We start from the raw sequence: 24,398 nt of genomic DNA on the forward strand, positions 1-24,398 counted from the left end.
CCGCTTACGCCCCGGCAGGAGACGGATCGCCGAACGGCCCCTTGCGCTTGCGCGTCTTGGGGATGGACGATCCGGCCGCCGGAATGACCGAAGGCTTGATCGTCGTCCCGTCATCGCGGGTGATCTCGCCCTTGTCGAGCAGCGCCTTGATCTCGTCGCCGCTCAGCGTTTCATATTCCAGCAGCGCATTGGCCAGCAGGTGCAGTTGGTCCTCATGGCCCGTCAGCAATTCCTGCGCACGGGCATAGCCCTGCTCCACCAGCCCACGAATTTCCGCGTCGATCAGCTTGGCGGTCTCATCCGACATATGGACGCGGGCGCTTTGCGAATAGCCAAGGAACGTCTCGCCCTGCTGCTCTTCATATTGCAGCGGCCCCAACTTGTCGGACATGCCCCATTGGGTGACCATGTCGCGCGCCAGCTTGGTGGCGTACTGGATATCGCCCGACGCGCCGCTAGACACCTTGTCATAGCCGAAGATGATTTCCTCGGCGACGCGGCCACCCATGGCGACGGCCATGTTCGCGTGCATCTTGTCGCGATGATAGCTGTAGCTGTCGCGTTCGGGCAGGCGCATCACCATGCCCAGCGCACGGCCGCGCGGGATGATCGTTGCCTTGTGGATCGGGTCCGACGCCGGTTCATGCACGGCGATGATCGCATGGCCCGCCTCATGATAGGCGGTCATCTTCTTCTCATCATCGGTCATGACCATGGAGCGGCGCTCCGCCCCCATCATCACCTTGTCCTTGGCCGATTCGAACTCGGACATGGCGACCAGCCGCTTGCCCCGCCGCGCCGCCATCAGCGCCGCTTCGTTGACCAGGTTGGCAAGGTCCGCGCCGGAGAAGCCGGGCGTGCCCCGCGCGATGGTGCGCGGTTCGACGTCGGGCGCCAGCGGCACCTTCTTCATGTGGACGGCCAAAATCTTCTCGCGACCTTCGATATCGGGACGGGGCACCACGACCTGACGGTCGAAACGACCCGGCCGCAGCAGCGCAGGGTCCAGCACGTCGGGACGGTTGGTCGCCGCGACGATGATGATGCCTTCATTGGCCTCAAAACCGTCCATCTCGACCAGCAATTGGTTCAGCGTCTGCTCGCGCTCGTCATTGCCATTGCCCAGGCCCGCGCCACGATGGCGACCGACTGCGTCGATTTCATCGATGAAGACGATGCAGGGCGCATTCTTCTTGGCCTGTTCGAACATGTCGCGCACGCGGCTTGCGCCGACGCCGACGAACATTTCGACAAAGTCCGAGCCGGAGATGGTGAAGAAAGGCACGCCCGCCTCGCCCGCGATCGCGCGCGCCAGCAGCGTCTTGCCGGTGCCGGGCGAACCGACCAGCAACGCGCCCTTGGGGATTTTGCCGCCCAGGCGCGCAAACTTGGTCGGGTCTTTCAGAAACTCGACGATTTCCTCCAACTCCTCGCGCGCTTCATCGATGCCCGCAACGTCCTGGAAGGTGACCTTGCCATGCTTCTCGGTCAGCAGCTTGGCCTTGGACTTGCCAAAGCCCATCGCGCCGCCCGCGCCGCCACCCTTCTGCATCTGGCGCAGCACGAAGAAGGCGATGCCCAGGATCAGCAAGAACGGCAGCGACTGATAGACGAGGATCATCCAGAAGCTCGGCTGGGCTTCGGCCTGGCCTGAATATTTGACGTTATTCTGGTCAAGCAGTCCGGTCAGCGCCGGATCGGCCACCGGCAGCGTCGCAAAGCGGTCTCCGTTGGCCAGAGTTCCGGTGATCTTGTCCGGCGCGATGGCGACATCCTTGACCTGGCCCTCCTGCACCTTGGCGCGGAATTCCGAATAGGCGATCTCGCTGCCACCGGCCCCAGTCGGCCGTTCGAACATCGACACGAACAGCAGCAGGGCGACGATCACCCCGGCCCATATCATGGCGCTCTTCATCCAGGGATTGGTCTGCGGGTCTTTCTCGTCGTTCATCTGCACTCTCTTTCACCCGCCAAGATAGGGCGCGTCCGCAAAAGCGCAAGCGCGCCCGGCGTGCGCAAATAGCGATCAGATAGATCGCGGTCCGATAGGCGGAGATGCGCGGCGGGGCGGTGCGGGATGCAAGGTCCAGACAGCCCCCCCGCTCAACAACCAGTCACCCAGACTCGCCCGCCCCCCCGCCTGCGCCGTGGCGATCGCCCGGTCGATCGCATCGCCACGCGGCACCGCACCGGCTCCCGCCCGTTCCAGCATCAGCAACAATAACCGCCGCAGATATTCACGCGGCAAGTCGGTGCGGTCGAGCGCCCAGCCATCACCCCGCGCGCGCACATGCCGCGCCGCCAGGTCAGCGACGCTCCAGTCGAGCGCCCCCTCCGCCTCTGCGAGCGCCGCCGCACTGCGCCCCGCCGCCTGCACGTCCAGCCAGTCCACCCCCGCCAGCGCCGACCGCAAGGCCGCCCGGTCGAACCGCGCATCACTGTTGGACGGATCATCGACATAAGGCAGTGCTTCAGCCCGCGCAAAGGCCAGCAAATCCGCCTTACGCGCCGCCAGCAACGGCCGGATCACCCGCCCCGACCGCGCCCGTACCCCGGCCAGTCCCGCAACCCCCGATCCCCGGTTAAGCCGCATCAGCATCGTTTCCAACTGATCATCGGCATGATGCGCGGTCATGATCCAGTCGATGCCCTGCGCCAACCGCCACGTCTCGATCGCGGCATAGCGCTGCGCCCGTGCCCAGCCCTGCACATTGCCGCTGACCGGCGCATCGGGTTTTACAATAGCGTGGGGAATAGCCTGCGCCGCGCACCAGCCCGCGACCATCGCCGCCTCATCGGCGGATGCCGCGCGCAGCCCATGGTCCATCGTCATCGCCGCGACCTGGCCTGCAAAGGCGCGCGCGGCCAGCGCCAATAACGCCATGCTGTCCGGCCCGCCCGACACGGCGACACCGAAACGCACCCCTTGCGTCTCTCCGACGATCGCCTGCGTCGCGGCGATCAGCCCAGCCTCGTTCAGCTGCACTTCGCCCTGGTGCGGCCCTGCGCCATCATGCCGCGCAGGCTCGACGACAGGCTTTCGCCATAGACCTGCTCCAATTCCGCATAGACTTTGCAGGCATCGGCCGGTTTTTTCAGCTGGATCAGTGCCTCACCCAGATAAGCAAGGCTGTCGGCCGCGCGATCGCCACGCGGGCGCTTCTGATAATTTTCGTAGAAGGCGACCGAGGCCAGCGCCGGCTTGCCATCGTCCAGATAGGCGCGGCCCAGCAGATTGGCGGCGCGGCTGGCGACCGAAGCGGTGCCATATTTGTCCACCGTCGCCTTCAACTGCGCCTGCGCTTCGGGATAGAATTTGGCGTCCCACAGGCGATAGCCATAGGTGTAGGCGTCCTGCGCCGCGTCGCCCGTGTCGGGCCGCTCGATCGCCGCAACCGCCGTCTTGCGCTCTTCGCTCGCGGGCGCAGCCGCCGCCGGTTTGGGCGCAGTGGGCTTTGCCGCGACGGGTGCGGGATCAGCCGCCACCGGCGCAGACACGGTCGGCCGAACCGCCACCGGCGCTTCGGCCGGGGTCAGACGCGCGTCGGTATCCGCCTTGTAGCGATTAAACGCTTCTTCCAACTGCTTGAGCTTGAAGCTGTTTTCCTCGACCTGCCCGGTGATCGACGACAGCTGCGATTCCAGCGCGCCCACCCGCGCGGTCAGGTCGGAAATCGGCGAGGAAGACGGCGATCCCGGCGCTATCGTCGGCGCGGTCGGCCGGGTGATCTGCGCTTCGATCGGCGTTCCGGCGGGAAACACCTTGCGCTGCACCGCGCGCATTTCCTTTTCCAGCCGGTCGACCCGGCCTTCCACCGTTTGCGCCGACACCGGCGGCGCGAGCGCCAGCAGCAACGGCGCGCTCCACGCCATGGCAGATGTCGCGAATAGGACGTGACGCATGATGTTCCCCGACTAACTCTTACGCTTTAACCATAAGCCGTTATTCCGCGCGGTAAAGCGCGACGTGCATGGTTATTCGGGCGTCGCCGCGCCGCTGCCCGATGGTGCCGCCGGAGCGGGCGAGGCGGCAGATGGCGTTGCCGCGCTCGTACCCGCATCCTCGGCCGCAGGCTGGGCGGCCGGACGCGCCACGCGTCGTTGCGGCGTCGGCCGAGGTGCGGGCGCAGCCGTCGCAGGCGCAGCCGCTGCCGCTTCCGCCGTGCCCCGCGCCAGCAACGCTTCGGCGCTGATCGGCACATCGGCAATGGTGCGATCGGCCGCACCCAGCGGTGCCACTGCCTTGCCGCCGACCGTCACGGCCAACGCTTGCGGACGCCCGGTCAGGATCATGGGATTGCGCGCGGCGGCGGGCACGGCAAAACTCTCGCCCTTCTTCATCAGCCCGTCCTTCAACCGCTCGCCCGCCTCGTCATAGATGCGCAACCACACATCATCGACCGCCGTCAGCACCACGGGTTGCGCAGCGGGCGCGACCGCAGCCCCAGCCGCCGGACGCGCCGCCGCAGGACGCGCCTCGTCCTGCGCCAATATCTGTTCGCTCGAAGGCGGCGTCGCCATCTGCGCGCGCCAGATCACCCATCCTACCACCAGCAGGACCACGATCGCCGCCGCCGTCCAGGCCAGTGTGCGCGATGGCACCCGCGCGGGATCGGCGGGCTCGAACATCTCGTAGCGATTGGCGGTCATATCCGCGCCATGCACGCCCTGGCGCACTTGCGCCGCGATCGCCACTTCGTCCAGTCCCACGGCACGGGCATAAGCACGCGCAAAGCCGACGGCATAGGGAATGCCGGGCAAGGCAGCATAGTCGTCGCGCTCGACCGCATCGAGCTGACGCTGGGCGATCCGGGTGCGCGTCGCAATATCGGACAAGGACAGCCCCATCGCTTCGCGCGCGACGCGCAGTTTCGCGCCGGGTGTATCGGGCTGCGTATCCGGTACGCTACCTGCGCCCGGCTCCAATTCCATTTCGTCTGCCATGCTGCTCCGCGACCTTAGAGTGAGGCCTTGTCTCACTGTGGGACGGGCGTTGTCAACGGCGGCAAGCCCTTCTTGCCGCAGTTCGCCCCTTATCCCAGCTCGATATGCCTATCAGCCGCCCATTGCGTCAGCCGCGCGCGAATGTCGCGCTCGCCTGTGTCGAGCAGCTCGCGCATCAACGCCTGCACTTCACTCGCGTCGATCGCACGGATCATCGCCTTGACCGGTCCGACCGACGCGGGAGTGATCGACAGCCGCCGGATGCCAAGGCCGATCAGCGCCATCGCCTCCAGCGTCCGCCCGCCCATTTCGCCGCACACGCCCACGGGCACGCTATGCGCCTGGCATGTCCGCGCCACCCGGTCGAGGAAGCGCAGGATCGCGATGCTCAGCCAGTCATAGCGTTCGGCGAGCTTGGGATGGGCGCGGTCGGCCGCGAACAGAAATTGCGTCAGGTCGTTGGTCCCGATCGACAGGAAATCGACGCGCGGCAATAATATGTCCAGCACCTCGGCCAGCGCCGGGACTTCCAGCATCGCACCGTATCGCACCGCGATCGGCAGCTTCTTCTTGCGCGCCAGCAGCCATTCGCGCTGATGCTCGACCAGCGCGCGCGCTTCCTCATATTCCCACGGTTCCGACACCATCGGGAACATGACATAGAGGATCTTGCCCGCCGCGGCCTCCAGCAGCGCGCGCGCCTGCGCCTTCATCAATCCGTCGCGATCCAGCGCCAGCCGCAGCGCGCGCCAGCCCATCGCCGGATTATCCTCATGCTCGTCATCCTCGCGCTGCATATAGGGCAGCGCCTTGTCCCCGCCGATGTCGACGGTGCGGAAGATGACCGGCCGGTCACCGGCCGCGTCCAGCACATCCTTGTAGAGCCGCTGCTGCTTTTCACGCTGGGGCAAGGTGGCCGACACCAGGAACTGAAACTCGGTGCGGAACAGCCCGATGCCGTCCGCCCCCACCATGTCGAGCGCCTGCGCATCCTCGCGCAGCCCGGCATTGACCATCAGCTCCACCCGCTGCCCATCGGCGGTGACCGATGGCAGGTCGCGCATCGCGACGAACTCGGCGCGGCGCTTCTGCGTCACATGCAGCTTGTTCTCGAACGCCTCGTCCATGTCGGCGGTCGGGCGGATCAGCAGGCTGTTGGCGTTGACGTCCATCAGGATGAGGTCGCCCTCATTCACCAGATGGCGGATGTCGCGCACCCGGCCCAGCACCGGCACGCCCATGGCGCGCGCGACAATGGTGACATGGGCGGTCAGCGATCCTTCCTCCAGGATCACGCCCTTCAACCGCCGCCGGTCATATTCCAGCAATTCGGCCGGCCCCAGGTTGCGCGCGATCAATATCGCGTCCTGCCGCAACCCCATCTGCGCCGCCGTCCCCAACTGCCCCGACACGATCCGCAACAGCCGGTTGGCCAGATCCTCCAGGTCATGCATCCGGTCGGACAGCAACGGATCGTCGATCTGCCGCATCCGCATCCGCGTGCGCTGCTGCACCCGTTCGATCGCCGCCTCGGCGGTCAGGCCGCTGTCGATCGCCTCGTTGATCCGCCGCGTCCAGCCCTCGTCATAGGCGAACATCTTGTAGGTTTCCAAAACCTCCTGATGCTCGCCCTCCATGCCGAACTCGGCCGCGCCGGTCATCCGGTCGATCTGCTCGCGCATCTTGGCGAAGGCAGAGATGACCCGCGCCCGCTCCGCCTCGGTATCTTCCGCGACGGTATGTTCGATATGCACGCGCGGCTGGTGGAACACGACATGCCCCCGCGCCATGCCCATCACCAGTTGCAACCCGTGCAGCAGCGTCGTGCCGGTATCGGTCACGCGCGAATCCGTTGGACCATCATCGGCCAGTTCTGCATTGGCGATCAGCTCCGACATCACCATCGCGACGGTCTGGAGCGCCTCTATCTCCACCTCTTCATATTTGCGCGGATCGGCATGTTGCACGCACAGCACGCCAATGGCGCGCTCGCGCCGCACGATCGGCACGCCGGCAAAGCTGTGGAACAATTCTTCCCCGGTTTCGGGACGATAGGCGAAGTCGGGATGCGACGCCGCTTCGTCCAGGTTCAGCGTCTCGACATTGGTGGCGATCAGGCCGACCAGCCCCTCCCCCATCGCCATGCGGGTGACATGCACCGCTTCCTGCTTCAGCCCGCGCGTCGCGAACAGCTCCAATACGCCCTCGCGCACCAGGTAGATGGAGCAGACCTCGCTCGACAGCGACTCGCCGATCACCTCCACCACCTTGTTCAATTTCGCCTGCGCGCTGGTGCGCGACGCCATCACCTCCTGCAGGCGGATCAGGATCTGGCGGGCGGCGGCGGCGGGGGTGCTGGGCATGGCTCATGCGCTACCAGATGCGCGCTCCGCTTTCCAAGGCGATTCATGCAATATTGATGACGGTTTCCGTTAACTATGGAACGGCAACCGGCATAAAATTGCAAAAATCACCGGGCGGCATTGCGGAAATGACGCGCTGCTTCGTCTGATGCAATGAAGTTTCCGTTTTCTGGAACAGAGGGGACAATCGACATGACGATGATGCTGGACAAGGAAGCCAAGGACGATCTGATCGGGCGCGGCTATTCGCGCCGTCAACTGGCCGAGGTCGCTGCGCTGCTGGGCGCGGGCGTTGCCGCCAGCTCGCTGCTGAGCGGCGCTGCCCTGGCGCAGCAGCAGGCCGGGCGCGGCATCAAGGGTGCGGTCCGCATCGGTGCCAACGAATGCTGGACCGGGCCTTTCCCGTCGGGCGTCGCCGCCGCTGCCGAAGCCGCCTCGTTCGGCAACTGGTACGATCCCGACAATTATCGCGGCGACCTGGTCAAGACCGTCGCAACCGTCGAGGGTATCCCTGAAACCCATGTCATGCCCTGGCCTGGTTCGGGTGGCCCGCTGGTCAGCATCGTCGCGGCCTATTGCTCGCCGACCAAGGGTCTGGTCACCGCCGATCCGACCTTCGAATCCGCCTGGCGCACCGCCGACTATATGAAGGCCCCAATCGCCAAGGCACCGCAGGCCATCGGCCAGGGCCATGACGTCAAGGCGATGCTCGCCGCCAATCCCAATGCCGGCCTCTATTATATCTGCACGCCCAACAACCCGACCGGCACCGTCACGCCGCTGGCCGACATCCAGTGGCTGCTCGACAACAAGCCCGCCGATTCGATGCTGCTGGTCGACGAAGCCTATCTGCACTTCTCCGAAGCGCCGAGCGCCGCCACGCTGATCGGGGCCCGCAAGGACATCATCGTCATGCGGACCTTCTCGAAGCTGTTCGGCATGGCCGGTGTGCGCCTCGGCCTCACCTTCGCCGACCCCGAAGTGCAAAAGCGCATCATGCTGTTCGGCCCGGCGGCCGGCGGCCTGTCGATCACCGCGATGCATTGCGGCAATGCGGTCTACACCGAAGCGGCGCTCATCAAGGCCCGCCGCGAGGAAATGATCGCCAACCGCGAGGAAACCATCGCCTATCTGACCAAGAAGGGCATCGAAGTGCAGCCCGGCAGCCAGGCCAATATGTTCATGGTCAACTGGAAAAAGCCCGCCAAGGACATGCAGGCCGCACTGATCGCCACCCCTGAAAAGGTCCAGATCGGCCGCAGCTGGGCCATCTGGCCCACCGTCTCCCGCGTCACCGTCGGCTCCGCCGACGACATGGCCAAATTCCGCGCCGCCGTGGACAAGGTCTACAAGGCGTAAGGCTTTTCACTACGAGAAATGCTAAGGGCGTCCGGGCAACCGGGCGCCCTTTTCGTTGGTGCGGCGATGATGCGGGCGGTGCCGGGGGTCGGCGTCAAACGCCCCGCGACCTGCACCTCGTCCCTCATGCCAGCGAAAGCTGGCATCTCAGGCGGCGTAACCGACCGGTTGAGGCCGCCTGCCTTGCTGTGATGTGAGCGCGTAAGAGACGTCCATAAGGACGTCGTTATGGACGTCCTGAGCCAAAGCGAGGGACGGCGGTGGAGATATTGGGCCGGGAACGGCGTCGTCGGTGGAGCAACGCGGAGAAGCTCGAGATCGTCGCCGCTGTGGGAATGAACGGAGAGACGTTGGCGCGCGTCGCGCGGCGCTACGATGTGTCGCGAAGCCAGATCTATCAATGGCGCCATCTGTTCAGGAAGCGAGGGTTGCTGCCTGCGGCGGACGGGCCGACCTTTTTGCCGGTTGATATCGGGGCGCCCATGCTGAGCGCGGAGCCCGTGCTCGATGACCGGGTGGTGGTCTCGCCCTTGATCGTCGAGCTGTGTCTGGCGCAAGGACGGCGGCTGCGCTTCGATGCCGGCATCGAGGCTACTGCCTTGACCCAGCTTATCCGGTCGGTGGAAGCTGCATGATCGGACCGGGCACCGGCGTAAGGGTCTATCTCGCCTGCGGCGTCACTGACATGCGCAAAGGGATTTCGGGTCTTGCAATGCTGGCCCAGACCGTGCTGCGACAGAAGCCGGCCAGTGGTGCCGTATTCGCCTTTCGGGGACGGCGCGGCGACAGGCTGAAGCTGCTTTACTGGGATGGTCAGGGATTTTGCCTCTATTACAAGATCCTGGAGCGCGGCCGTTTTCCCTGGCCCTCTGCGGCTGACGGGGCGGCGCGACTGACATCGGCCCAACTCGCGATGCTGTGGGAAGGGATCGACTGGAGGCGTCCGAACTGGGGTGCGCCGCCTACACGCGCGGGGTAACTTTTCTTCTGCAAAAGCGGCTGTTCTGCTAGGCTTTGCGGCCGATTTCCTGTATAAAAAGCCATGCTCAACGCGGCATCCGATCTTCCCGAAGACCCGGCCCTTCTCAAGGCGCTGATCGCCCAGTTGCAGGCCCAGAACAAGAAGCTGACGACGACGCTGCGCGCCCATGACCTGGTCGTCCAGGCACTGCGTTTGCAGATCGCCAGGCTCAGGAAGCAGGCTTTCGGCAAATCCTCCGAGAAGATCGAACGCGAGATCGAGCAACTCGAGTTCGCTCTCGAAGACGTGCTTGTTTCGGTCGCGCAACAGGGCCTCGTGACAAGTGGCCTGGACGATTCCGAGGCGCAAGCGGCGGTCGCGTCTGCCGAGACCACCCCTGGGCCGCGTCCATCTCGGCGCCCACGCGTCTCGGCGGATACGCCGCGCCAACGCCACGAACTTGACCCCGGCAGCACCTGTCCGGAGTGCGGCGGCGAGCTGCGTCTCGTCGGCGAAGACGTGAGCGAGATCCTCGAGATGATCACGGCAAAGCTCCAGGTCATCGAAGTCGTCCGCCCGAAGAAGTCCTGCCGTTGCTGCGAGAAGATGGTCCAGGTGCCAGCCCCGAGCCGACCGATCCCCGGTAGCATGGCCGGAGGAAGTCTCCTGGCTTACGTGCTGATCTCGAAGTTTGACGACCATTTGCCGCTGTACCGGCAGAACGAGATCATCGCGCGCATGGGTGCCGACATCCCACGCAGCACGCTGGCCGATTGGTGTGGTCGCTCGATGCGGATCCTGCAGCCGGTGATCGACCGGATCGAGGCCTCGGTCCTGGGCAGCGACATCCTGCACGCCGACGATACACCGATCCGCGTGCTGGCTCCGGAACGACGCGCCAAGGGTATCGGCAAGGGTGTGATGCAAGGCCGGATCTGGGGCTATGTCTGTGATCAGCGGCCTTGGGCCGGCACCGCGCCGCCTGGCGTCCTCTACCGCTATGCGCCCAACTGGAAAGCCGAGCACGTGCTGGCGCACTTGGGCAGCGCAAGCGGTATTCTTCAAGCCGACGCCTACAAAGGCTATGCTAAGCTCTACGAACCCGTCGCGGATGGTGAGCCTCGCTTCCGGGAAGCGGCCTGCTTTGCGCATTGGCGACGCGATTTTCATGACATCTGGACGTCGCAAAAATCCGAGATCGCACACGAGGCGCTCGAGCGTATCGGGCAACTCTACGACATTGAGCGCAAGATCGCGGGCAAGCCTGCCGATATCCGCCAGGCAATACGCCAGGAGTTGAGCCGACCCAAGCTTGAGGCTCTGCATAGCTGGGCCGAGAAGCAACTCACCCGTATCTCGACCAAGGGAGACCTGGCGAAGGCCTTTCGCTACGCCCTGGGGCGCTGGCACGCCTTCAGCCTCTTTATCGACGATGGACGCGTCGCCATCGACAACAACGCTGCCGAGCGGGCTGTCCGGCCCATATGCCTGGGCAAGAAGAACTGGTTATTCGCCGGCTCCGAAACAGGCGCCGAAACCCTCGCCCGCGCCATGACGCTGATCGAAAGCGCCAAAATGAACGGTCTCGATCCACAAGCATACATCACCGACTTGCTCAATCGCATCCACGATCACAAGATCAACAGGATCGACGAGCTGTTACCCTGGAACTGGGTGCCGCTCACCATCCCGCTAGCACTGGCCGCCTGATGGCCGCCGTCACTTCCTTGCTCACCCTCGACTATGTCGCCAAGATACTCGACGAGAACGTGGAGTTGCTGGAAGCCATCGTTTCAAACGACGACAACCTCACCTACGGCGCCATCGTCAGCGTCCACACCGGTCTGGACGAGTCCATCACCGCGCTGACGGATCACGGCGTGGAAGAACTGACGGACATGCTTAGCCAAGCACGTCTCACGACCAAGGCCTGGCACCAATTCCTCGATGACTTTATCGACGATCCCGAGCTCGCCGCGCGCTTCAAGGCCCATAAGCCGCGGTAACAATCGGACGGTTACCAGGCGGCATCGCGAAACAGCGGAACTAGGCGCCTGCCCCAACCCGATCCCGCCATCTCCTGAGTCACACCAACCTCCGCTGGGGTGACGACAAGGGGTAAGGAGGGGGTTTCTATGCCCCGCCCGCTTGCGGGAGGGGCAGCGAGACTTAATGTCCCCGGCCTTGAGCCGGGGGAATTTAGTCGCAGCTGGGTGGGCCAGCGCACCGTTGCTGCCGCAAGTGGGCGGAGGAATAAGGGGCTTCCGGCTAACCACTAATCAGCATGGTGGCGGTGGCGGTAACTCTCCAGCCAATGAATGCGGCTCTCAAACTGCTTACGCTGCCGATTGTTGACGGCGATTTCGACTCGCGTTCGGCACCGTGCAATTTCACGATCGAGTTCGGCTAGGCTCAAGCTGGCTAACCCCTCCTCATGATCAATAATGCCGCTGCGTTTGCCCATATGTGGCAGATTATCTGCGAAAACTAATGTCGGCAATTGGGGAACACGATAGGCCGTCGAAACGCAAAAGCTGGCCACTTCCATCTCCCTCCAGGGAGAGGGATATGGTGTGGGCGCTGGCAGCGCTCTCCGACACCATGACGGTGATATTGATACCAAGACACGTCCTGCAATATCGCGCATCACGTCATATACGGGAGTCCAATCGGAATCGTCGGTTCCGATCAATCCACTAGCATAATGCTGGCTTCGTTATCGAATTGGAGGAGGGCAAAACAGAAATGAAGTTCATAATTCATATCGGTACGCACAAGACAGGTAGCACTTTAATACAGAATATCTGCGCTAAAAATAGTAAAAATCTCAGAAAATATGGAATATACTATCCAACCGCTAATTACAAAAGCTCAGGACACCACGAGTTGGCATGGGCAATTAGAAAAAAAGAACATAATATCGTTGATAATTTATTATCAGATATTCTCAAAAAATGTGGATCATGTGATCGTATTTTATTGAGTTCAGAAGATTTTGAATTCATTCAAGATTTATCATATTTAAAAGAACATTTGAATGGTCACGCTGTTGATGTTGTAGCTTGCCTACGACGACAAGATAGATATCTTGAATCTGAGTATAATGAACACGTGAAAAATTTTAATATTCGATATTCGGAAGATATTTTTAAGTTTTTTATGTATCATAACTTTGATTCAAGATTTAATTATAAGATCTTATTAGATAATTGGTCGAACATTTCGTCGGATACAAATGTAAAAGTTTTATCATATGACAATATTAATAATTCCGGAAATTTAATACAGGAATTTTTAAAAAAATCCATCGGTATAGAATATTTGGATATATTAAATCAAGATGATTTGGCCATTCGGTCAAATGTAAGCATTAACCCAATTTCACTAATATATCTCACGAGACTGAACAAAGAAAAAAATATATCTATAGACTATTTTAATAGATTTATTTATTTAATTTCAAACAATTATTTTCCTATAAACTATAAGCATAATATGAGTTTTTTAGGACGTGAATTCGGATCCAGATTAATAAACGATACGCGATAACGAATAATTATCTTTCTGATCATTACTACGGTAAAAAAGCTCTTTTCGACAATATGCATATTGATCAAGAATTAATTGATTACTATGGTAATTTTAGTATAGATCTTTATAATTATTTTAAGCGTGAAGCTGAATTAATGATATCGATGACATAATATACCGGGTGAAATATAGCGGGTGAGAAGCCGATTTTTGGCCCTTCCTGTCGTAGTAAAAGCCCGATCCGAAAGGTGTTGAGCTATACTGGCATGTTATGATTCACGTCGTCCTTACGACGAGATGGAGTGAATAGTGGCATGGATGTTTCTGTCTCCATCACCCCCTTCCCCCCTCAACCCACCGCCACCGCCTCGCATAACACCTTAAACTGCGCCATCATTTCATCCCACCCAGGATGAAAGCCCATTTCCAGATGCCGCGCCTTGGCCTGCGCATCCCAATGGCGCGCCGTCGCGGTGAAGCGCGTGCCCTCGCCCTCCGGCGCGAAGGACCAGATCGCGGTCAGGAACGGCGTCTGTGGCACCCAGCCGACCGCATAGGCATCCGTCGTGACGATCCGCGCTTCCGGCACGACCTCCAGGAAAACGCCCTCCATCGGCCCGCTATCCTCGCCGTCCGGCCCGAACATCCGCACCGCGCTGCGCCCGCCGGGGCGCATATCCTCCTCGATCACCTCGGCGCGCCACGGCTTGGGACAGAACCATTCATCCTTGCGATCACGCCACACCATCCAGCATGTCGCGGGCGGCGCGGCGATGTGGCAGGTCACGGACAGCTCATGGATATCCTCGCTCATGACTCTTCCCCCGCGCGCATCCCCACCAGCGCGAACATCGCGCCCTGCGGATCGAGCGCCTGGATGATCCAGCCCCCGCCCGGCACTTCCATCGGTCCGTTCAGCACGGTGCCACCCCCCGCCGTCACCCGCGCGACAGCCGCATCGATATCGCCGACGATGAAGTAGAACAGCCACAAGGGCACCGGCATTTCCTCAGGCCGCGGCATGATGCCCCCGCTCATGCTCTGGAAATCGCTGCCGCCGGTCTGCGAAACGAGCTGATACAGCCCCATCTCGCCCATATCCATCGCCTCGCCTTTGGTCCAACCGAACGCCCCGGTGTAGAAATCCAGGTCGGCGTCGAAAGCGCCGCTATAGAGTTCGTGCCAGCCGACATGCCCCATCGCCATCGGCGGCACCGGGTCCGTCTCGTCGGCACTGTCCCCCTTGAGCAGCATGAAGGTCGCGCCGCCCGGATCGGCCATCACCGCAAAGCGGCCGGCGCCCGGAATGTCCTCGGGTTCGCGCTGCACCCGCCCACCCGCTGCCACCAGCCGCGCCGCGCCGGCATCGACATCGCCCGACCCGACATAGCCGCCCCACCAGGGCGTCATGCCGCAATCCTTCGCCTCGGCCTGGATCGCCATGACGCCGCCCACCGGCCCGGCGCTGCCCGACACGACCATATAGGGATCATCGCCCGGCGCGTCGCCAAAGGCCTGCGCCGTCCAGCCGACCACGTCGCCATAAAAAGCCAGCGCCGCCTGCGGATCGCTGGTCATCAGTTCATACCAGAAAAACTGCCCGTTCAGGTCGGCCATCGCGTCTCTCCCTTCGATCGTCGGCGATCCAAGTGCGACTCGCCGTCTTGCGGATCATGCCTGTGACGCTTATCTTAAACAACTATATAGTTAGAAAAGATAACCAATGGTCACACCCAGCCGGAAAAGAGCCTATCAGGACGGATGCGCCGCCGCCCATGCGCTGGACATCGTCGGCGATCGCTGGGCGCTCCCCATCATGCGCGAATTGATGCTCGGCCCCAAGCGTTTCACCGACCTGCGCGCCGGGCTGCCCGGAATCAGCGCCAATGTGCTGACGCAAAGGCTGGAGGAACTGGAGGCGCAGAGCATCGTCGTCCGCCGCCGCCTGCCCCCGCCCGCCGCCAGCCAGATCTACGACCTCACCGACTGGGGCCGCGAGTCGGAAATATTGTTCCGGGTGCTGGGCCGCTGGGCCTGCCGATCCCCGACGATGCAGCCGGGCAAGCCGATGAGCCAGGTCTCCGTCATCCTCTCGCTGCGCACCATGATCGACCGCAGCGTCATCGGCGACATCGACGCGACCATCGGCCTGCATCTGGGCGACGAGCAATTCCGCGCCACGCTGCGCCACGGCGACTTCACCATCGACCGGGGCGAAACGGCCGGCGCGGACGTCATCCTGTCCGGCAACCCGAATGCGCTGGTCGCGGTCATCTATGGCGGCGCATCCTTCGCAGATGCAGCCCTGACGATCGAGGGCGACCGGGGGCTGGCCGACCGCTTCGTCCGCCTCTTCCCCCTGCCGCCCAAGGCGCCATCGACCGTGGCCGATCCGTCCTAGCCGTTGAGCATCGCGAACACCTGATCAAATTCGCCGCGTTGCGTCGCCTCGCTCAGAAATTTCACCCGCTCGACATGGATCTCCGCCGGGGTCGGCTGTTGCCGCAACAACGCCATGGTCTCGGCAATATAGTCGGCCAGCGGCATCATCTGCTCATTTTCGGCATGGCCCGGCATCAGGTCGGTCTGCACGCCCGGCGGCACGATCTCGATCACCTCGACGCTCGTCCCTGCCAATTGCGCGCGCATAGCCAGCGACCAGCTATGAATCGCCGCCTTGGTCGCGCTATAGGTCGGCGTCGCCGCCAGCGGCACGAAGGCCAGCCCCGACGACACGGTGATCAGGCTTGCCGCCGCCTGCGCCCGCAGATGCGGCAACAGCGCATGGCTCAGCCGGATCGGCCCCAGCAAATTGGTCGCCACCGTCGTCTCCGCGATGGCGAGATCAATGCCCTCCTCCGCGATCATCACGCCCGCGTTCAGCACCACGGCATTGAGCGCCGGGAACTCGGCTACCAGCTTGTCCGCAAAGGCGACGATCGCTGCGGCATCCTCCATATCTAGCGTCATCGCCGCCATGCCGGGATGCGCGGCCACCACAGCGTCGAGCGCCGCCTGCCGCCGCCCCGCGATGATCACCTGATTGCCCGCTGCATGAAATTCATGTGCCAGCGCCGCGCCGATGCCCGATCCGCCGCCGGTGATGAGGATGGTCTTGCCTGTGGTCTGCATGGGTCACTCCTTGTCCTAATGGGTTGACCGCCATCCTATCGCCATGCTCTCTTTTGGAAAGAAGGCACCGCAAAGTGCTATACGCACCACAGGGTAAGAAATGGAAAATTCAGGCCACCCGCTCCCCCGCGCCAACGATAATGTGTCGGAGGACGCCGCCCCGATCGACCCGCGCGTCGAGCGACTCGTCAACGAGCTGATCGGCCGCGTCGCCGACAAATGGACGCTGCTGGTGCTGGAACTGCTGGAGGAAAAGGGCACGCTCCGCTTCACCCAGATCGCGCGCCAAGTCGAAGGGATCAGCCAGAAGATGTTGACCCAGACCCTGCGCCAGATGGAGCGGGATGGCTTGGCCACCCGCATCGTCCATCCGGTCGTGCCGCCGCATGTCGATTATGCGCTGACCCCGCTCGGCAATAGCCTCAGCGCCGCCTTTTGCGGCGTGTGGACCTGGGCCGAAACCCACCTCGCCACGGTGGAAGCCGCGCGCGCCCGCTTCGACACGCGCGACTGACCTCTATTCCTGGTTGGCGGGCAGCGGCTGGATCATCAGCTTCGGCCCGGCCGCACCGGGCTGGGCTGGCGCAACCGGCGGTTTCGCCGGCGCATCGGGCGGCGGTGGCAGATTCTGCTGCATCGCGCTCGTCACGCTCGGCGAAAAGCCCTGCGGCGGCGCTTCGCCCGGCGGTACCGGCGGCGGCGGCAGCGGCGTAGGGGAAGCCCAGACCGTCACGCTCGCGCCGAACCGTGACTGCCATTCGGCCAGCCGCCGCAGATAATCGGCATAGGCCGCATAGAAATCCTGAAACGGCTTTTCCAGTTCAGCCAGCGCTTCGGGCGCATAATCGAGCAGCGCACTCGACGGCATCGCCAGCAGCTTGGCCCCCACCGCCTCGGCCACCGGACAGAAGCTCTTGGTCACCGGCGGTAGCGAGAAGAAATTATAAACGACCGTGTTCAACCGCTCGCGCGCACCCAGCCCCGAACCGCCATAGGCCACCGTATAGTTGCGATCGACCGCTTCATTGGCCTTCGTCAACAGCGGCCCGTGAACATGCAGCAACCGGTTATATTGCAGGCGCGGCAGATCCGCCGGGCTGCGGCACGACAGGGCCGCGACGTTCAACGCCATCCGCACATGCCACAGCGCCGTATTGGACGTGACCTTGCGATTGGGGGTCAGATATTTGCCATCCTCGATTTCGGGGATGCTCATATTTTCCACCGCCCCCATCGGCGGACGCGGCATCATCGTTTCCACCACAGGCGGCGGCGGCGTGGGTGGCGGCGGCTTCACCGGGGTCGAACAGGCGGCCAGAACCGCCAGCGACACGAGGGATAGACGGCCGGAACGGCGCATGGGCAACATCAAATTCTCCGCTGGGACTGCGCCCCGGTCATGCCGGGCATTTGCCTCGGAGGAAATATGCCAGATGTTCCGTTCGTCGCAAGCCTTCAGGCGGCTCGCCGCTCCAGCGCGTCTGTGGCCTGCGCCATCAGCTGCGCGATGATGTCGGCGACCGGCTCTTCCTTGGTCACCATGCCGACCGACTGCCCCGCCATCAGCGACCCGCCCTCGACATCGCCGTCGACCACCGCGCGGCGCAGCGCCCCCGCCCAATAATGTTCGATCTGCAACTGCGCTTCCATCATGTCGACCGCGCCCTCATCGAGCATATTGGCGACTTCGCGCTGCTTGATGGTGAAATTCTCCATCCCGGCATTTTTGAGCGAGCGCACCGGAATGACCGGCAGGCGCGGGTCGATCTGCACGCTGGCAATCGCGTCGCGCGCCGATGCGCGGAAAAAGGCCTTCTTGAAATTGGGGTGGGCGACGCTCTCGGTCGCGCAGGCAAAGCGCGTGCCCAGTTGCACGCCCGCCGCGCCCATCTCCAGATAAGCGGCGATCGCCTCGCCCCGGCCGATCCCGCCCGCGACGAACACGGGCACTTGGTCGGCCATATCGGGCAATATTTCCTGCGCCAGCACGCTCGTCGATACCGGGCCGATATGCCCGCCCGCTTCCATGCCCTCGACCACCAGCGCATCGACGCCCGACCGCACCAGCTTCTTCGCCAGGCTCAGCGCCGGGGCAAAGCAAATGAGCTTCGCGCCCTTACCCTTGATCGCCTCGATGCTGCCCTTAGGCGGCAACCCGCCCGCCAGCACGACATGGGTGACGTCATGCTTGGCGCATATGTCGATCAGCTCGAACAATTGCGGATGCATGGTGATCAGGTTGACGCCGAACGGCTTGCTCGTCAGCGCCTTGGTCGCCGCAATCTCCCGGTCGAGCAGTTCCGGCGTCATCGCCCCGCACGCGATCACCCCGAAAGCCCCGGCATTGGAAATCGCCGCCACCAGGTTCCGCTCCGAAACCCAGCTCATCGCCCCACACAGAATCGCACTCTCGCACCCCAGAAAGTCGGTGCCACGGGCCATGAGGGAAGCGAGCTTGGCGTTGGTCATAAAGTCTTTCCTGCAAACCAAAAAGCCCCTCCCTTCGAAGGGAGGGGTTGGGGTGGGTGCTATCCACTCGGCGAAGCGAATGCCCACGTCCTTCCCCTGAAGGGGAGGCGTGAAAAGGTCAACCGATGCCCCTCAAAATCCACAGATCAGCATGTCGAGCGCATTGCCGATCGCGAGGGCATCCTCCCGCAACGACACAAGCCTGATCTTCAACTCCGACACAGGCACGGTTGCGGAAAATTGCGTCACCATAACGCACGGCTTGCCTTCGATCTCGAACACCGGGTTCAGCCGGGCGGCAGGCTTAGGCGCATCCGTTTCCAGCATCAGCGGCACGACAAACCGCGTGTTGAGATCGCTAAGCAAATCCGCCTGGCAATCAAGCAGATAGATCGCCCCGTCACGCGACCGGTAGACATCGAACTTCGCCATCAGAAGCGGCGGAACCCAGCCAGCGGCAAGCCCTGATCCGCGACATGGTGATTGGACGAAGCCAGCGCGTCGGCATTATCCGCGCGCCATTGCTGTTCCCGTGCTTCGGAAATCTGATCGGCCAGCCCGCGCTCGCACGCGCGCGAGATATTGATCTGCAACGCCCGCGCTTCCTCCAGCAGCCCGCTATCGAGCGATATGTTGGTCGCCTTGCGACGAACGGACGGCATCGGCTTGTTCATACATCCTCGGCTTTCCTGCGCACTCTATATGCGCAACAAAGCCGAAGCAATCCGTCGGTCAAGCCGCGCGGCTCAAGCCGCCGGTGCGTCCAGCCCATAGGCCGTATGCAACACCCGCACCGCCAACTCCGTCTCATCCTCATCGATCAACACCGACACCTTGATCTCGCTGGTCGAAATCGCTTCGATATTGATGCCGCGTTCGGCCAGCGTCTTGAACATCGTCGCGGCGACGCCTGCATGGCTGCGCATGCCGACACCCACGACGCTGATCTTGGCGACTTCGGTATCAGTGATGATCCGGCGGAAGCCGATCACATCCTTGTTGGCTTCCAAAATGTCCACGCTACGCGCCAGGTCCGCGCGCGGCACGGTGAAGGTCACGTCGGTTTCCTCGGTATCCTTCGAATCATTCTGGATGATCATGTCGACATTGATCGCGGCGTCGGCCAGCGGGGTGAAGATGCTGGCGACCGCGCCCGGCTTGTCGGGTACGCGCGTCACGATGATCTTCGCCTCATTCTTGTCATGGGCGATGCCGGTGATGAGCTGACGTTCCATCTTGTTTTCCTTGCGCTTGGCTTCCAGTTCCTCGTCGCTGACGATCAGCGTGCCGGGCAGGTCGGTCTGGGTGGGATCATCGAAGGAGGAGAGCACCTGCACGACCACGCCTTCCTTCATGGCGAGGCCGACCGACCGGGTCTGGAGCACCTTGGCCCCCACCGACGCCAGCTCCAGCATCTCCTCATAGGTGACGAGGTCGAGCTTGCGCGCCCGCGCCACGATGCGCGGATCAGTGGTGTAGACGCCGTCCACGTCGGTATAGATGTCGCAGCGATCGGCCTTGATCGCGGCGGCCACCGCCACCGCCGACGTGTCCGACCCGCCCCGGCCCAGCGTCGAGACGCGCCCGTCCGCCATCATCCCCTGAAAACCGGGGATCACCGCGACCTGGCCCGCGCCCATGGCAGCGAGCAGCGCGCCGGTGTCGATGCTATCCACCCGCGCCTTGGCATGGGCTTCCACCGTCTTGATCGGCAATTGCCAGCCAAGCCAGCTGCGCGCGTCCACGCCCATGGCCTTGAGCGTCATCGCCAGCAGCCCGCTGGTGATCTGCTCGCCCGCCGCGACCACGACATCATATTCGGCCGGATCATAGAGCGCCGAGGCTTCCTTGCAGAACCCCACCAGCCGGTCCGTCTCGCCCGCCATCGCCGACACGACGACGGCAACCTCATGCCCCTGCGCCACGACATGCTTGACCCGCGCGGCCACGTTGCGAATTCGCTCCATCCCCGCCATGGAGGTGCCGCCGAATTTCATCACGATGCGCGCCATTTGCTTGTCGAACCTGCTAGTTGGTGAGTAAGAAAATGTCCCAGAAGGGCGAAACGGCGCTTCTTTAGCAGCGGATACGGATATGGCAAGCAACGCAACTGCAACGATCGACCCCAAGGAAGCCGCCCATTTCGGGGCGATGGCCGCCGACTGGTGGGACCCCAACGGGTCGAGCGCGATGCTGCACAAGCTCAACCCCGTGCGCCTGACCTATATCCGCGCGGCGATCGACACCCATTGGCCGACAAACGCCCAATCCTTCCAACCGCTTGCCGGCAAGCGCGCGCTTGATGTCGGCTGCGGCGCGGGGCTGCTCACCGAACCGCTTGCCCGCCTTGGCGCCACCGTCACCGGCCTCGACGCGGCACCTGAAAATATCGCCGCCGCCACCGCCCATGCCGCGACTCAGGGTCTGACGATCGATTATCGCGCGACCCCGGTCGAAGAGGTGGCCGATGGCAACTATGATCTCGTCACCTCGATGGAAGTGATCGAGCATGTCGCCGACCCCGCCGCCTTCGTCGCCGCGCTCGCCGCCAAGCTCGCGCCCGACGGGCTGATGATCCTCTCCACCCCCAACCGCACACCGCTCTCCCGCATCGCCATGATCACCATCGGCGAAAGCATCGGCGGCATCCCCAAGGGCACGCATGATTGGGGCAAGTTCCTCACGCCCGAAGAACTCACCGCCCTGCTCGACGCCGCAGGCCTAGACGTCATCGACAGCAGCGGCCTGACCTTCTCACCCGCCACCGGCTTCACTTTGTCGGCGAACAAGGCGATCAACTATTTCCTGACCGCCCGGCATCGCCCGGCCTGATCGGCTACAGCCCCACCGCCTCGGCCCGCGCCACCAGCGCGTGGGCTTGCTCGACATGCATCGCTTCGATCATGCGCCCCTCGAACCGCTCCGCCCCGCCGGTCGCCGCCGCGATCAGCCGCCGCGCATCCGCCAGCGCCTGCGCATCCGGCCCGAACACCCCGTTCGCCACCGCCACTTGGCCCGGATGGATCAGCGTCTTGCCATCGAACCCCAGCGCATGGCCCGCCGCACATTCCGCCTCCAGCCCCGCCAGATCGTCCAGCCGGTTATACACCCCGTCGAACACCGCAATCCCCGCCGCCCGCGCCGCCAGCACCACCGACTGCATCGCAAGCGCCAACCCCTCGCGCCCAGCCCCCGCCGGTATCCCCAAATCCCGCCGCAGGTCATTATTCCCCATGAACAGCCCCGCGCAGCCCTCCGCCCCGGCAATCTCCACCGCCGCCAACACTCCGCGCGCGCTTTCGATCATCGCGATCACCGGCTTCTGGCTCACGCTATAGACATCGCGCACCTGCCGCCCGCTCTCCACCTTGGGCAGCACGACATAGTCCGCCGCCGCCCCCTTCATCGCCACCATCTCCATCCCGTGCCACGGCGTCCCCGCCACATTGATCCGCACCGCACAAAGCCGCTCGCCAAACCCCTCGGCCAGCGCCGCCACCGCCGCCTCGCGCGCGGACTCCTTGGCGTCGTCGGTCACCGCATCCTCCAGGTCCAATATCACCATGTCGCACGGCAATGTCCGCGCCTTGGCGATGGCGCGCGCATTGGACGCGGGCAGGAACAACAGCGAACGGGCGTGACGCAGCAACATGGGACTCTCCTCGGTTTGCCTTCCCCCGTTAACAAATAAGGCGCATAGTCCAACCCTGTTTCGGGAGACCATGATGCTGACCACCTTCGCGCTCACGCTTACGGGCCTTGTGCTCTTCTACCTCGCGGTCAGCGTGAAGGTGGTGCGGCAGGGCTATCAATACACCATCGAACGCTTCGGCCGCTTCACCGAAGTCGCCAAGCCCGGCCTCAATTTCTACCCCGCCTTCTTCTATGCCGTCGGTCGCAAGATCAACATGATGGAGCAGGTGGTCGACATTCCGGGCCAGGAGATCATCACCAAGGATAATGCCATGGTGTCGGTCGACGGCGTGGTCTTCTTTCAGGTGCTGGATGCCGCCAAGGCCGCCTATGAAGTCTCCGAACTCTATGTCGCCATCATGCAGTTGGCGACCACCAACCTGCGCACCGTGATGGGCTCGATGGACCTCGACGAAACCCTGTCCAAGCGCGACGAGATCAACGCCCGCCTGCTCTCGGTGGTCGATCAGGCGACCAACGCCTGGGGCATCAAGATCACCCGCGTCGAACTCAAGGACATCCGCCCGCCCGCCGACATCGTCAGCGCCATGGGCCGCCAGATGAAGGCCGAACGCGAAAAGCGCGCCAACATCCTGGATGCCGAAGGCATGCGCGCTTCCGAAATCCTGCGCGCCGAGGGCGAGAAGCAGGGCCAGATCCTGCAAGCCGAAGGCCGCCGCGAAGCCGCCTTCCGCGACGCCGAAGCCCGCGAACGCGAAGCCGAAGCCGAAGCCCGCGCCACCCAGATGGTCTCCGACGCGATCAGCGCCGGCAACCCGCAGGCGCTCAATTACTTCATCGCGCAAAAATATACCGAAGCCGTCAGCCAGTTCGCCACCAGCCCCAACGCCAAAACCATCCTCTTCCCGGTCGAAGCCACCCAGTTGATCGGCACGCTGGGCGGCATCGGCGCGCTCATAAAAGCCGCCCTCGGCGACGACGGCACCCCCCACGCCAACGCCCCCACCCCCACGCCGCGGCCCCTTCGGCCAAAGCCAGGGGTAAGCGCTGTGCGGGCGCAACTGCCACTTAGCCCCTCCCCTTCAGGTTCAAGCGGGCACGTGACTCGCTTGAAGGGTTGGGGTGGGCAAGCGACGCTATTAGCCCCTCCCCTCTAGGGGAGGGGTTGGGGTGGGGCTATCCTCTGGGTCCGGCATATATCACACGCCCCCACCTCCGTTCGTTTCGAGGCCCTTCGACTGCCAGCCTGCGGCAGGCGCTCAGGATAAACTACGTCGAGAAACCCTGCGGTGCGTTTCTCGACTGCGCTCGAAACGAACGGCGTCTTTACCCCACCCCCCGTCATCCCCGCGAAGGCGGGGACCCATCTCCCACCCCCCACAGCGTAGCGATGATCAACAGGACCCCCACCCCATGACCCTGCTCACCCTGCCTGCTCGAAGATCATTGGGCCTGGCTGGTATTCGCCGCTCTGCTGGGCATTGCCGAAGTGCTGATCCCCGGCGTCTTCCTCATCTGGATCTCGATCGCCGCCGCCATCACCGGCCTCGTCGCGCTCGCGCTGCCGATCGGCCTCCCCCTGCAACTCCTCCTCTTCGCAAGCCTCAGCATCGCGGCGGTCTATGCCGGCCGCCGCTGGTACGCCGACCACCCCGTCGCCTCCACCGACCCCCTCCTCAACGACCGCACCGCCCGCCTGATCGGCCAGACGGTGACGGTGGTGGAAGCCATCACCGGCGGCGAAGGCCGGGTGAAGGTGGGCGACAGCGTGTGGAGCGCGGTCGGCGCGGACGCGGAAGTGGGCGCACGGGTGCGCGTGATCGCGAGTGAGGGCACTGTGTTGCGGGTGGAGCGGGTTTAGCCCAAGCGCTTTTACACCGCGACCTTATGATCCATGTTCACGCAACCGACATTAGCGAACATCTGTTCCACCAAACGTAATATGAGCCTTTGCAACATTGACAACCGATTGCAGCCATCAATTA

26 protein-coding genes and 1 pseudogene are annotated in these 24,398 nt (G+C 63.2%); 12 read left to right on the forward strand and 15 right to left on the reverse strand.

Going from position 1 to position 24,398, the window contains the following annotated elements; genetic code table 11:
• Positions 1–4: 4 nt before the first annotated feature.
• From ftsH to ptsP, 5 genes are all read right to left on the reverse strand, one after another.
• Positions 5–1,951, reverse strand: a complete 1,947-nt coding sequence (ftsH, locus tag OVY48_RS23570; RefSeq protein ID WP_313924682.1) for an ATP-dependent zinc metalloprotease FtsH — start codon at positions 1,949–1,951, stop codon at positions 5–7.
• Positions 1,952–2,026: 75 nt separating this feature from the next.
• Complete coding sequence (gene tilS, locus OVY48_RS23575) at positions 2,027–2,986, reverse strand: tRNA lysidine(34) synthetase TilS (RefSeq protein WP_409593637.1); 960 nt, start codon at positions 2,984–2,986, stop codon at positions 2,027–2,029.
• Positions 2,977–3,903 (reverse strand): hypothetical protein, encoded by a 927-nt coding sequence (locus OVY48_RS23580; RefSeq protein WP_313924683.1) that lies wholly within the window; start codon positions 3,901–3,903, stop codon positions 2,977–2,979. Before OVY48_RS23580 ends, tilS begins: the two co-directional genes overlap by 10 nt.
• A 72-nt stretch (positions 3,904–3,975) precedes the next feature.
• On the reverse strand, positions 3,976–4,944 hold the full coding sequence (locus OVY48_RS23585) for a helix-turn-helix domain-containing protein (protein WP_313924684.1): 969 nt from the start codon (positions 4,942–4,944) through the stop codon (positions 3,976–3,978).
• 89 nt (positions 4,945–5,033) lie between these two features.
• The gene (gene ptsP, locus OVY48_RS23590) at positions 5,034–7,307 is read right to left on the reverse strand and encodes a phosphoenolpyruvate--protein phosphotransferase (protein ID WP_313924685.1); all 2,274 of its coding nucleotides are present in this window, start codon (positions 7,305–7,307) and stop codon (positions 5,034–5,036) included.
• 5 nt (positions 7,308–7,312) lie between these two features.
• Here ptsP and OVY48_RS23595 point away from each other — a divergent pair, with 5 nt between their 5' ends.
• From OVY48_RS23595 to OVY48_RS23620, 6 genes are all read left to right on the forward strand, one after another.
• Positions 7,313–7,456 carry a hypothetical protein gene (locus tag OVY48_RS23595; protein WP_313924686.1) on the forward strand — a complete coding sequence of 48 codons (144 nt, stop codon included), beginning with the start codon at positions 7,313–7,315 and terminating at the stop codon, positions 7,454–7,456.
• Between the two features lie 43 nt (positions 7,457–7,499).
• The gene (locus OVY48_RS23600) at positions 7,500–8,666 is read left to right on the forward strand and encodes a pyridoxal phosphate-dependent aminotransferase (protein WP_037473178.1); all 1,167 of its coding nucleotides are present in this window, start codon (positions 7,500–7,502) and stop codon (positions 8,664–8,666) included.
• 260 nt (positions 8,667–8,926) lie between these two features.
• The gene (tnpA, locus tag OVY48_RS23605) at positions 8,927–9,301 is read left to right on the forward strand and encodes an IS66-like element accessory protein TnpA (protein WP_313921603.1); all 375 of its coding nucleotides are present in this window, start codon (positions 8,927–8,929) and stop codon (positions 9,299–9,301) included.
• Positions 9,298–9,645: an IS66 family insertion sequence element accessory protein TnpB gene (tnpB, locus tag OVY48_RS23610; RefSeq protein ID WP_096064158.1), complete on the forward strand. Its 348-nt coding sequence runs from the start codon at positions 9,298–9,300 to the stop codon at positions 9,643–9,645. Before tnpA ends, tnpB begins: the two co-directional genes overlap by 4 nt.
• Before the next feature lie 63 nt (positions 9,646–9,708).
• Positions 9,709–11,337, forward strand: coding sequence for an IS66 family transposase (tnpC, locus tag OVY48_RS23615; RefSeq protein WP_313921664.1), 1,629 nt, complete (start codon positions 9,709–9,711; stop codon positions 11,335–11,337).
• Positions 11,337–11,633, forward strand: coding sequence for a hypothetical protein (locus tag OVY48_RS23620; protein ID WP_313921605.1), 297 nt, complete (start codon positions 11,337–11,339; stop codon positions 11,631–11,633). The genes tnpC and OVY48_RS23620 overlap by 1 nt, the downstream gene beginning before the upstream one ends.
• Positions 11,634–11,902: 269 nt before the next feature.
• Here the strand turns inward: OVY48_RS23620 and OVY48_RS23625 are convergent, their stop codons facing one another.
• Positions 11,903–12,175, reverse strand: a complete 273-nt coding sequence (locus OVY48_RS23625) for a hypothetical protein (protein ID WP_313924687.1) — start codon at positions 12,173–12,175, stop codon at positions 11,903–11,905.
• A gap of 197 nt (positions 12,176–12,372) precedes the next feature.
• On the opposite strand from OVY48_RS23625, the gene OVY48_RS23630 reads away from it, so the two are divergent.
• On the forward strand, positions 12,373–13,176 hold the full coding sequence (locus OVY48_RS23630) for a hypothetical protein (protein WP_313924688.1): 804 nt from the start codon (positions 12,373–12,375) through the stop codon (positions 13,174–13,176).
• A 331-nt stretch (positions 13,177–13,507) separates the two neighbouring features.
• Here OVY48_RS23630 and OVY48_RS23635 read toward each other — a convergent pair whose 3' ends face one another.
• Both OVY48_RS23635 and OVY48_RS23640 read right to left on the reverse strand, forming a co-directional pair.
• Positions 13,508–13,972 carry an SRPBCC domain-containing protein gene (locus tag OVY48_RS23635; protein ID WP_313924689.1) on the reverse strand — a complete coding sequence of 155 codons (465 nt, stop codon included), beginning with the start codon at positions 13,970–13,972 and terminating at the stop codon, positions 13,508–13,510.
• Positions 13,969–14,775, reverse strand: a complete 807-nt coding sequence (locus OVY48_RS23640) for a VOC family protein (protein WP_313924690.1) — start codon at positions 14,773–14,775, stop codon at positions 13,969–13,971. Before OVY48_RS23640 ends, OVY48_RS23635 begins: the two co-directional genes overlap by 4 nt.
• 106 nt (positions 14,776–14,881) lie before the next feature.
• Here OVY48_RS23640 and OVY48_RS23645 point away from each other — a divergent pair, with 106 nt between their 5' ends.
• Complete coding sequence (locus OVY48_RS23645; RefSeq protein ID WP_313924691.1) at positions 14,882–15,559, forward strand: winged helix-turn-helix transcriptional regulator; 678 nt, start codon at positions 14,882–14,884, stop codon at positions 15,557–15,559.
• On the opposite strand, the gene OVY48_RS23650 is transcribed toward OVY48_RS23645, so the two are convergent.
• The gene (locus tag OVY48_RS23650) at positions 15,556–16,290 is read right to left on the reverse strand and encodes an SDR family oxidoreductase (protein ID WP_313924692.1); all 735 of its coding nucleotides are present in this window, start codon (positions 16,288–16,290) and stop codon (positions 15,556–15,558) included. The genes OVY48_RS23645 and OVY48_RS23650 overlap by 4 nt on opposite strands.
• 100 nt (positions 16,291–16,390) lie before the next feature.
• On the opposite strand from OVY48_RS23650, the gene OVY48_RS23655 reads away from it, so the two are divergent.
• The gene (locus tag OVY48_RS23655) at positions 16,391–16,804 is read left to right on the forward strand and encodes a helix-turn-helix domain-containing protein (RefSeq protein WP_313924693.1); all 414 of its coding nucleotides are present in this window, start codon (positions 16,391–16,393) and stop codon (positions 16,802–16,804) included.
• 3 nt (positions 16,805–16,807) lie between these two features.
• Here OVY48_RS23655 and OVY48_RS23660 read toward each other — a convergent pair whose 3' ends face one another.
• The 5 genes from OVY48_RS23660 to OVY48_RS23680 form a co-directional block, all read right to left on the reverse strand.
• Complete coding sequence (locus OVY48_RS23660; RefSeq protein WP_313924694.1) at positions 16,808–17,659, reverse strand: hypothetical protein; 852 nt, start codon at positions 17,657–17,659, stop codon at positions 16,808–16,810.
• An 86-nt stretch (positions 17,660–17,745) separates the two neighbouring features.
• A complete protein-coding gene (locus OVY48_RS23665; protein ID WP_313924695.1) occupies positions 17,746–18,759 on the reverse strand; it encodes a nitronate monooxygenase in 1,014 nt (337 codons plus the stop codon).
• Between the two features lie 132 nt (positions 18,760–18,891).
• Positions 18,892–19,191: a CcdB family protein gene (locus OVY48_RS23670; protein WP_313924696.1), complete on the reverse strand. Its 300-nt coding sequence runs from the start codon at positions 19,189–19,191 to the stop codon at positions 18,892–18,894.
• Positions 19,191–19,433, reverse strand: a complete 243-nt coding sequence (locus OVY48_RS23675; RefSeq protein WP_313924697.1) for a type II toxin-antitoxin system CcdA family antitoxin — start codon at positions 19,431–19,433, stop codon at positions 19,191–19,193. The genes OVY48_RS23670 and OVY48_RS23675 overlap by 1 nt, the downstream gene beginning before the upstream one ends.
• Positions 19,434–19,505: 72 nt before the next feature.
• Positions 19,506–20,771 (reverse strand): aspartate kinase, encoded by a 1,266-nt coding sequence (locus tag OVY48_RS23680; RefSeq protein ID WP_037473192.1) that lies wholly within the window; start codon positions 20,769–20,771, stop codon positions 19,506–19,508.
• 82 nt (positions 20,772–20,853) lie between these two features.
• Between OVY48_RS23680 and ubiG the strand changes: the two genes are divergently transcribed.
• Positions 20,854–21,591 carry a bifunctional 2-polyprenyl-6-hydroxyphenol methylase/3-demethylubiquinol 3-O-methyltransferase UbiG gene (gene ubiG / locus OVY48_RS23685; RefSeq protein ID WP_313924698.1) on the forward strand — a complete coding sequence of 246 codons (738 nt, stop codon included), beginning with the start codon at positions 20,854–20,856 and terminating at the stop codon, positions 21,589–21,591.
• Between the two features lie 4 nt (positions 21,592–21,595).
• On the opposite strand, the gene OVY48_RS23690 is transcribed toward ubiG, so the two are convergent.
• Complete coding sequence (locus OVY48_RS23690; protein ID WP_313924699.1) at positions 21,596–22,411, reverse strand: CoA ester lyase; 816 nt, start codon at positions 22,409–22,411, stop codon at positions 21,596–21,598.
• Positions 22,412–22,484: 73 nt separating this feature from the next.
• Here OVY48_RS23690 and OVY48_RS23695 point away from each other — a divergent pair.
• Together OVY48_RS23695 and OVY48_RS23700 are read left to right on the forward strand one after the other, a co-directional pair.
• A pseudogene (locus OVY48_RS23695) lies at positions 22,485–23,457 on the forward strand (SPFH domain-containing protein).
• A gap of 445 nt (positions 23,458–23,902) precedes the next feature.
• A complete protein-coding gene (locus OVY48_RS23700) occupies positions 23,903–24,274 on the forward strand; it encodes an NfeD family protein (RefSeq protein ID WP_313924700.1) in 372 nt (123 codons plus the stop codon).
• Positions 24,275–24,398 lie beyond the last annotated feature (124 nt).

The sequence above is a fragment of the Sphingobium sp. SA2 genome (genome assembly GCF_032227065.1).
Classification (GTDB): domain Bacteria; phylum Pseudomonadota; class Alphaproteobacteria; order Sphingomonadales; family Sphingomonadaceae; genus Sphingobium.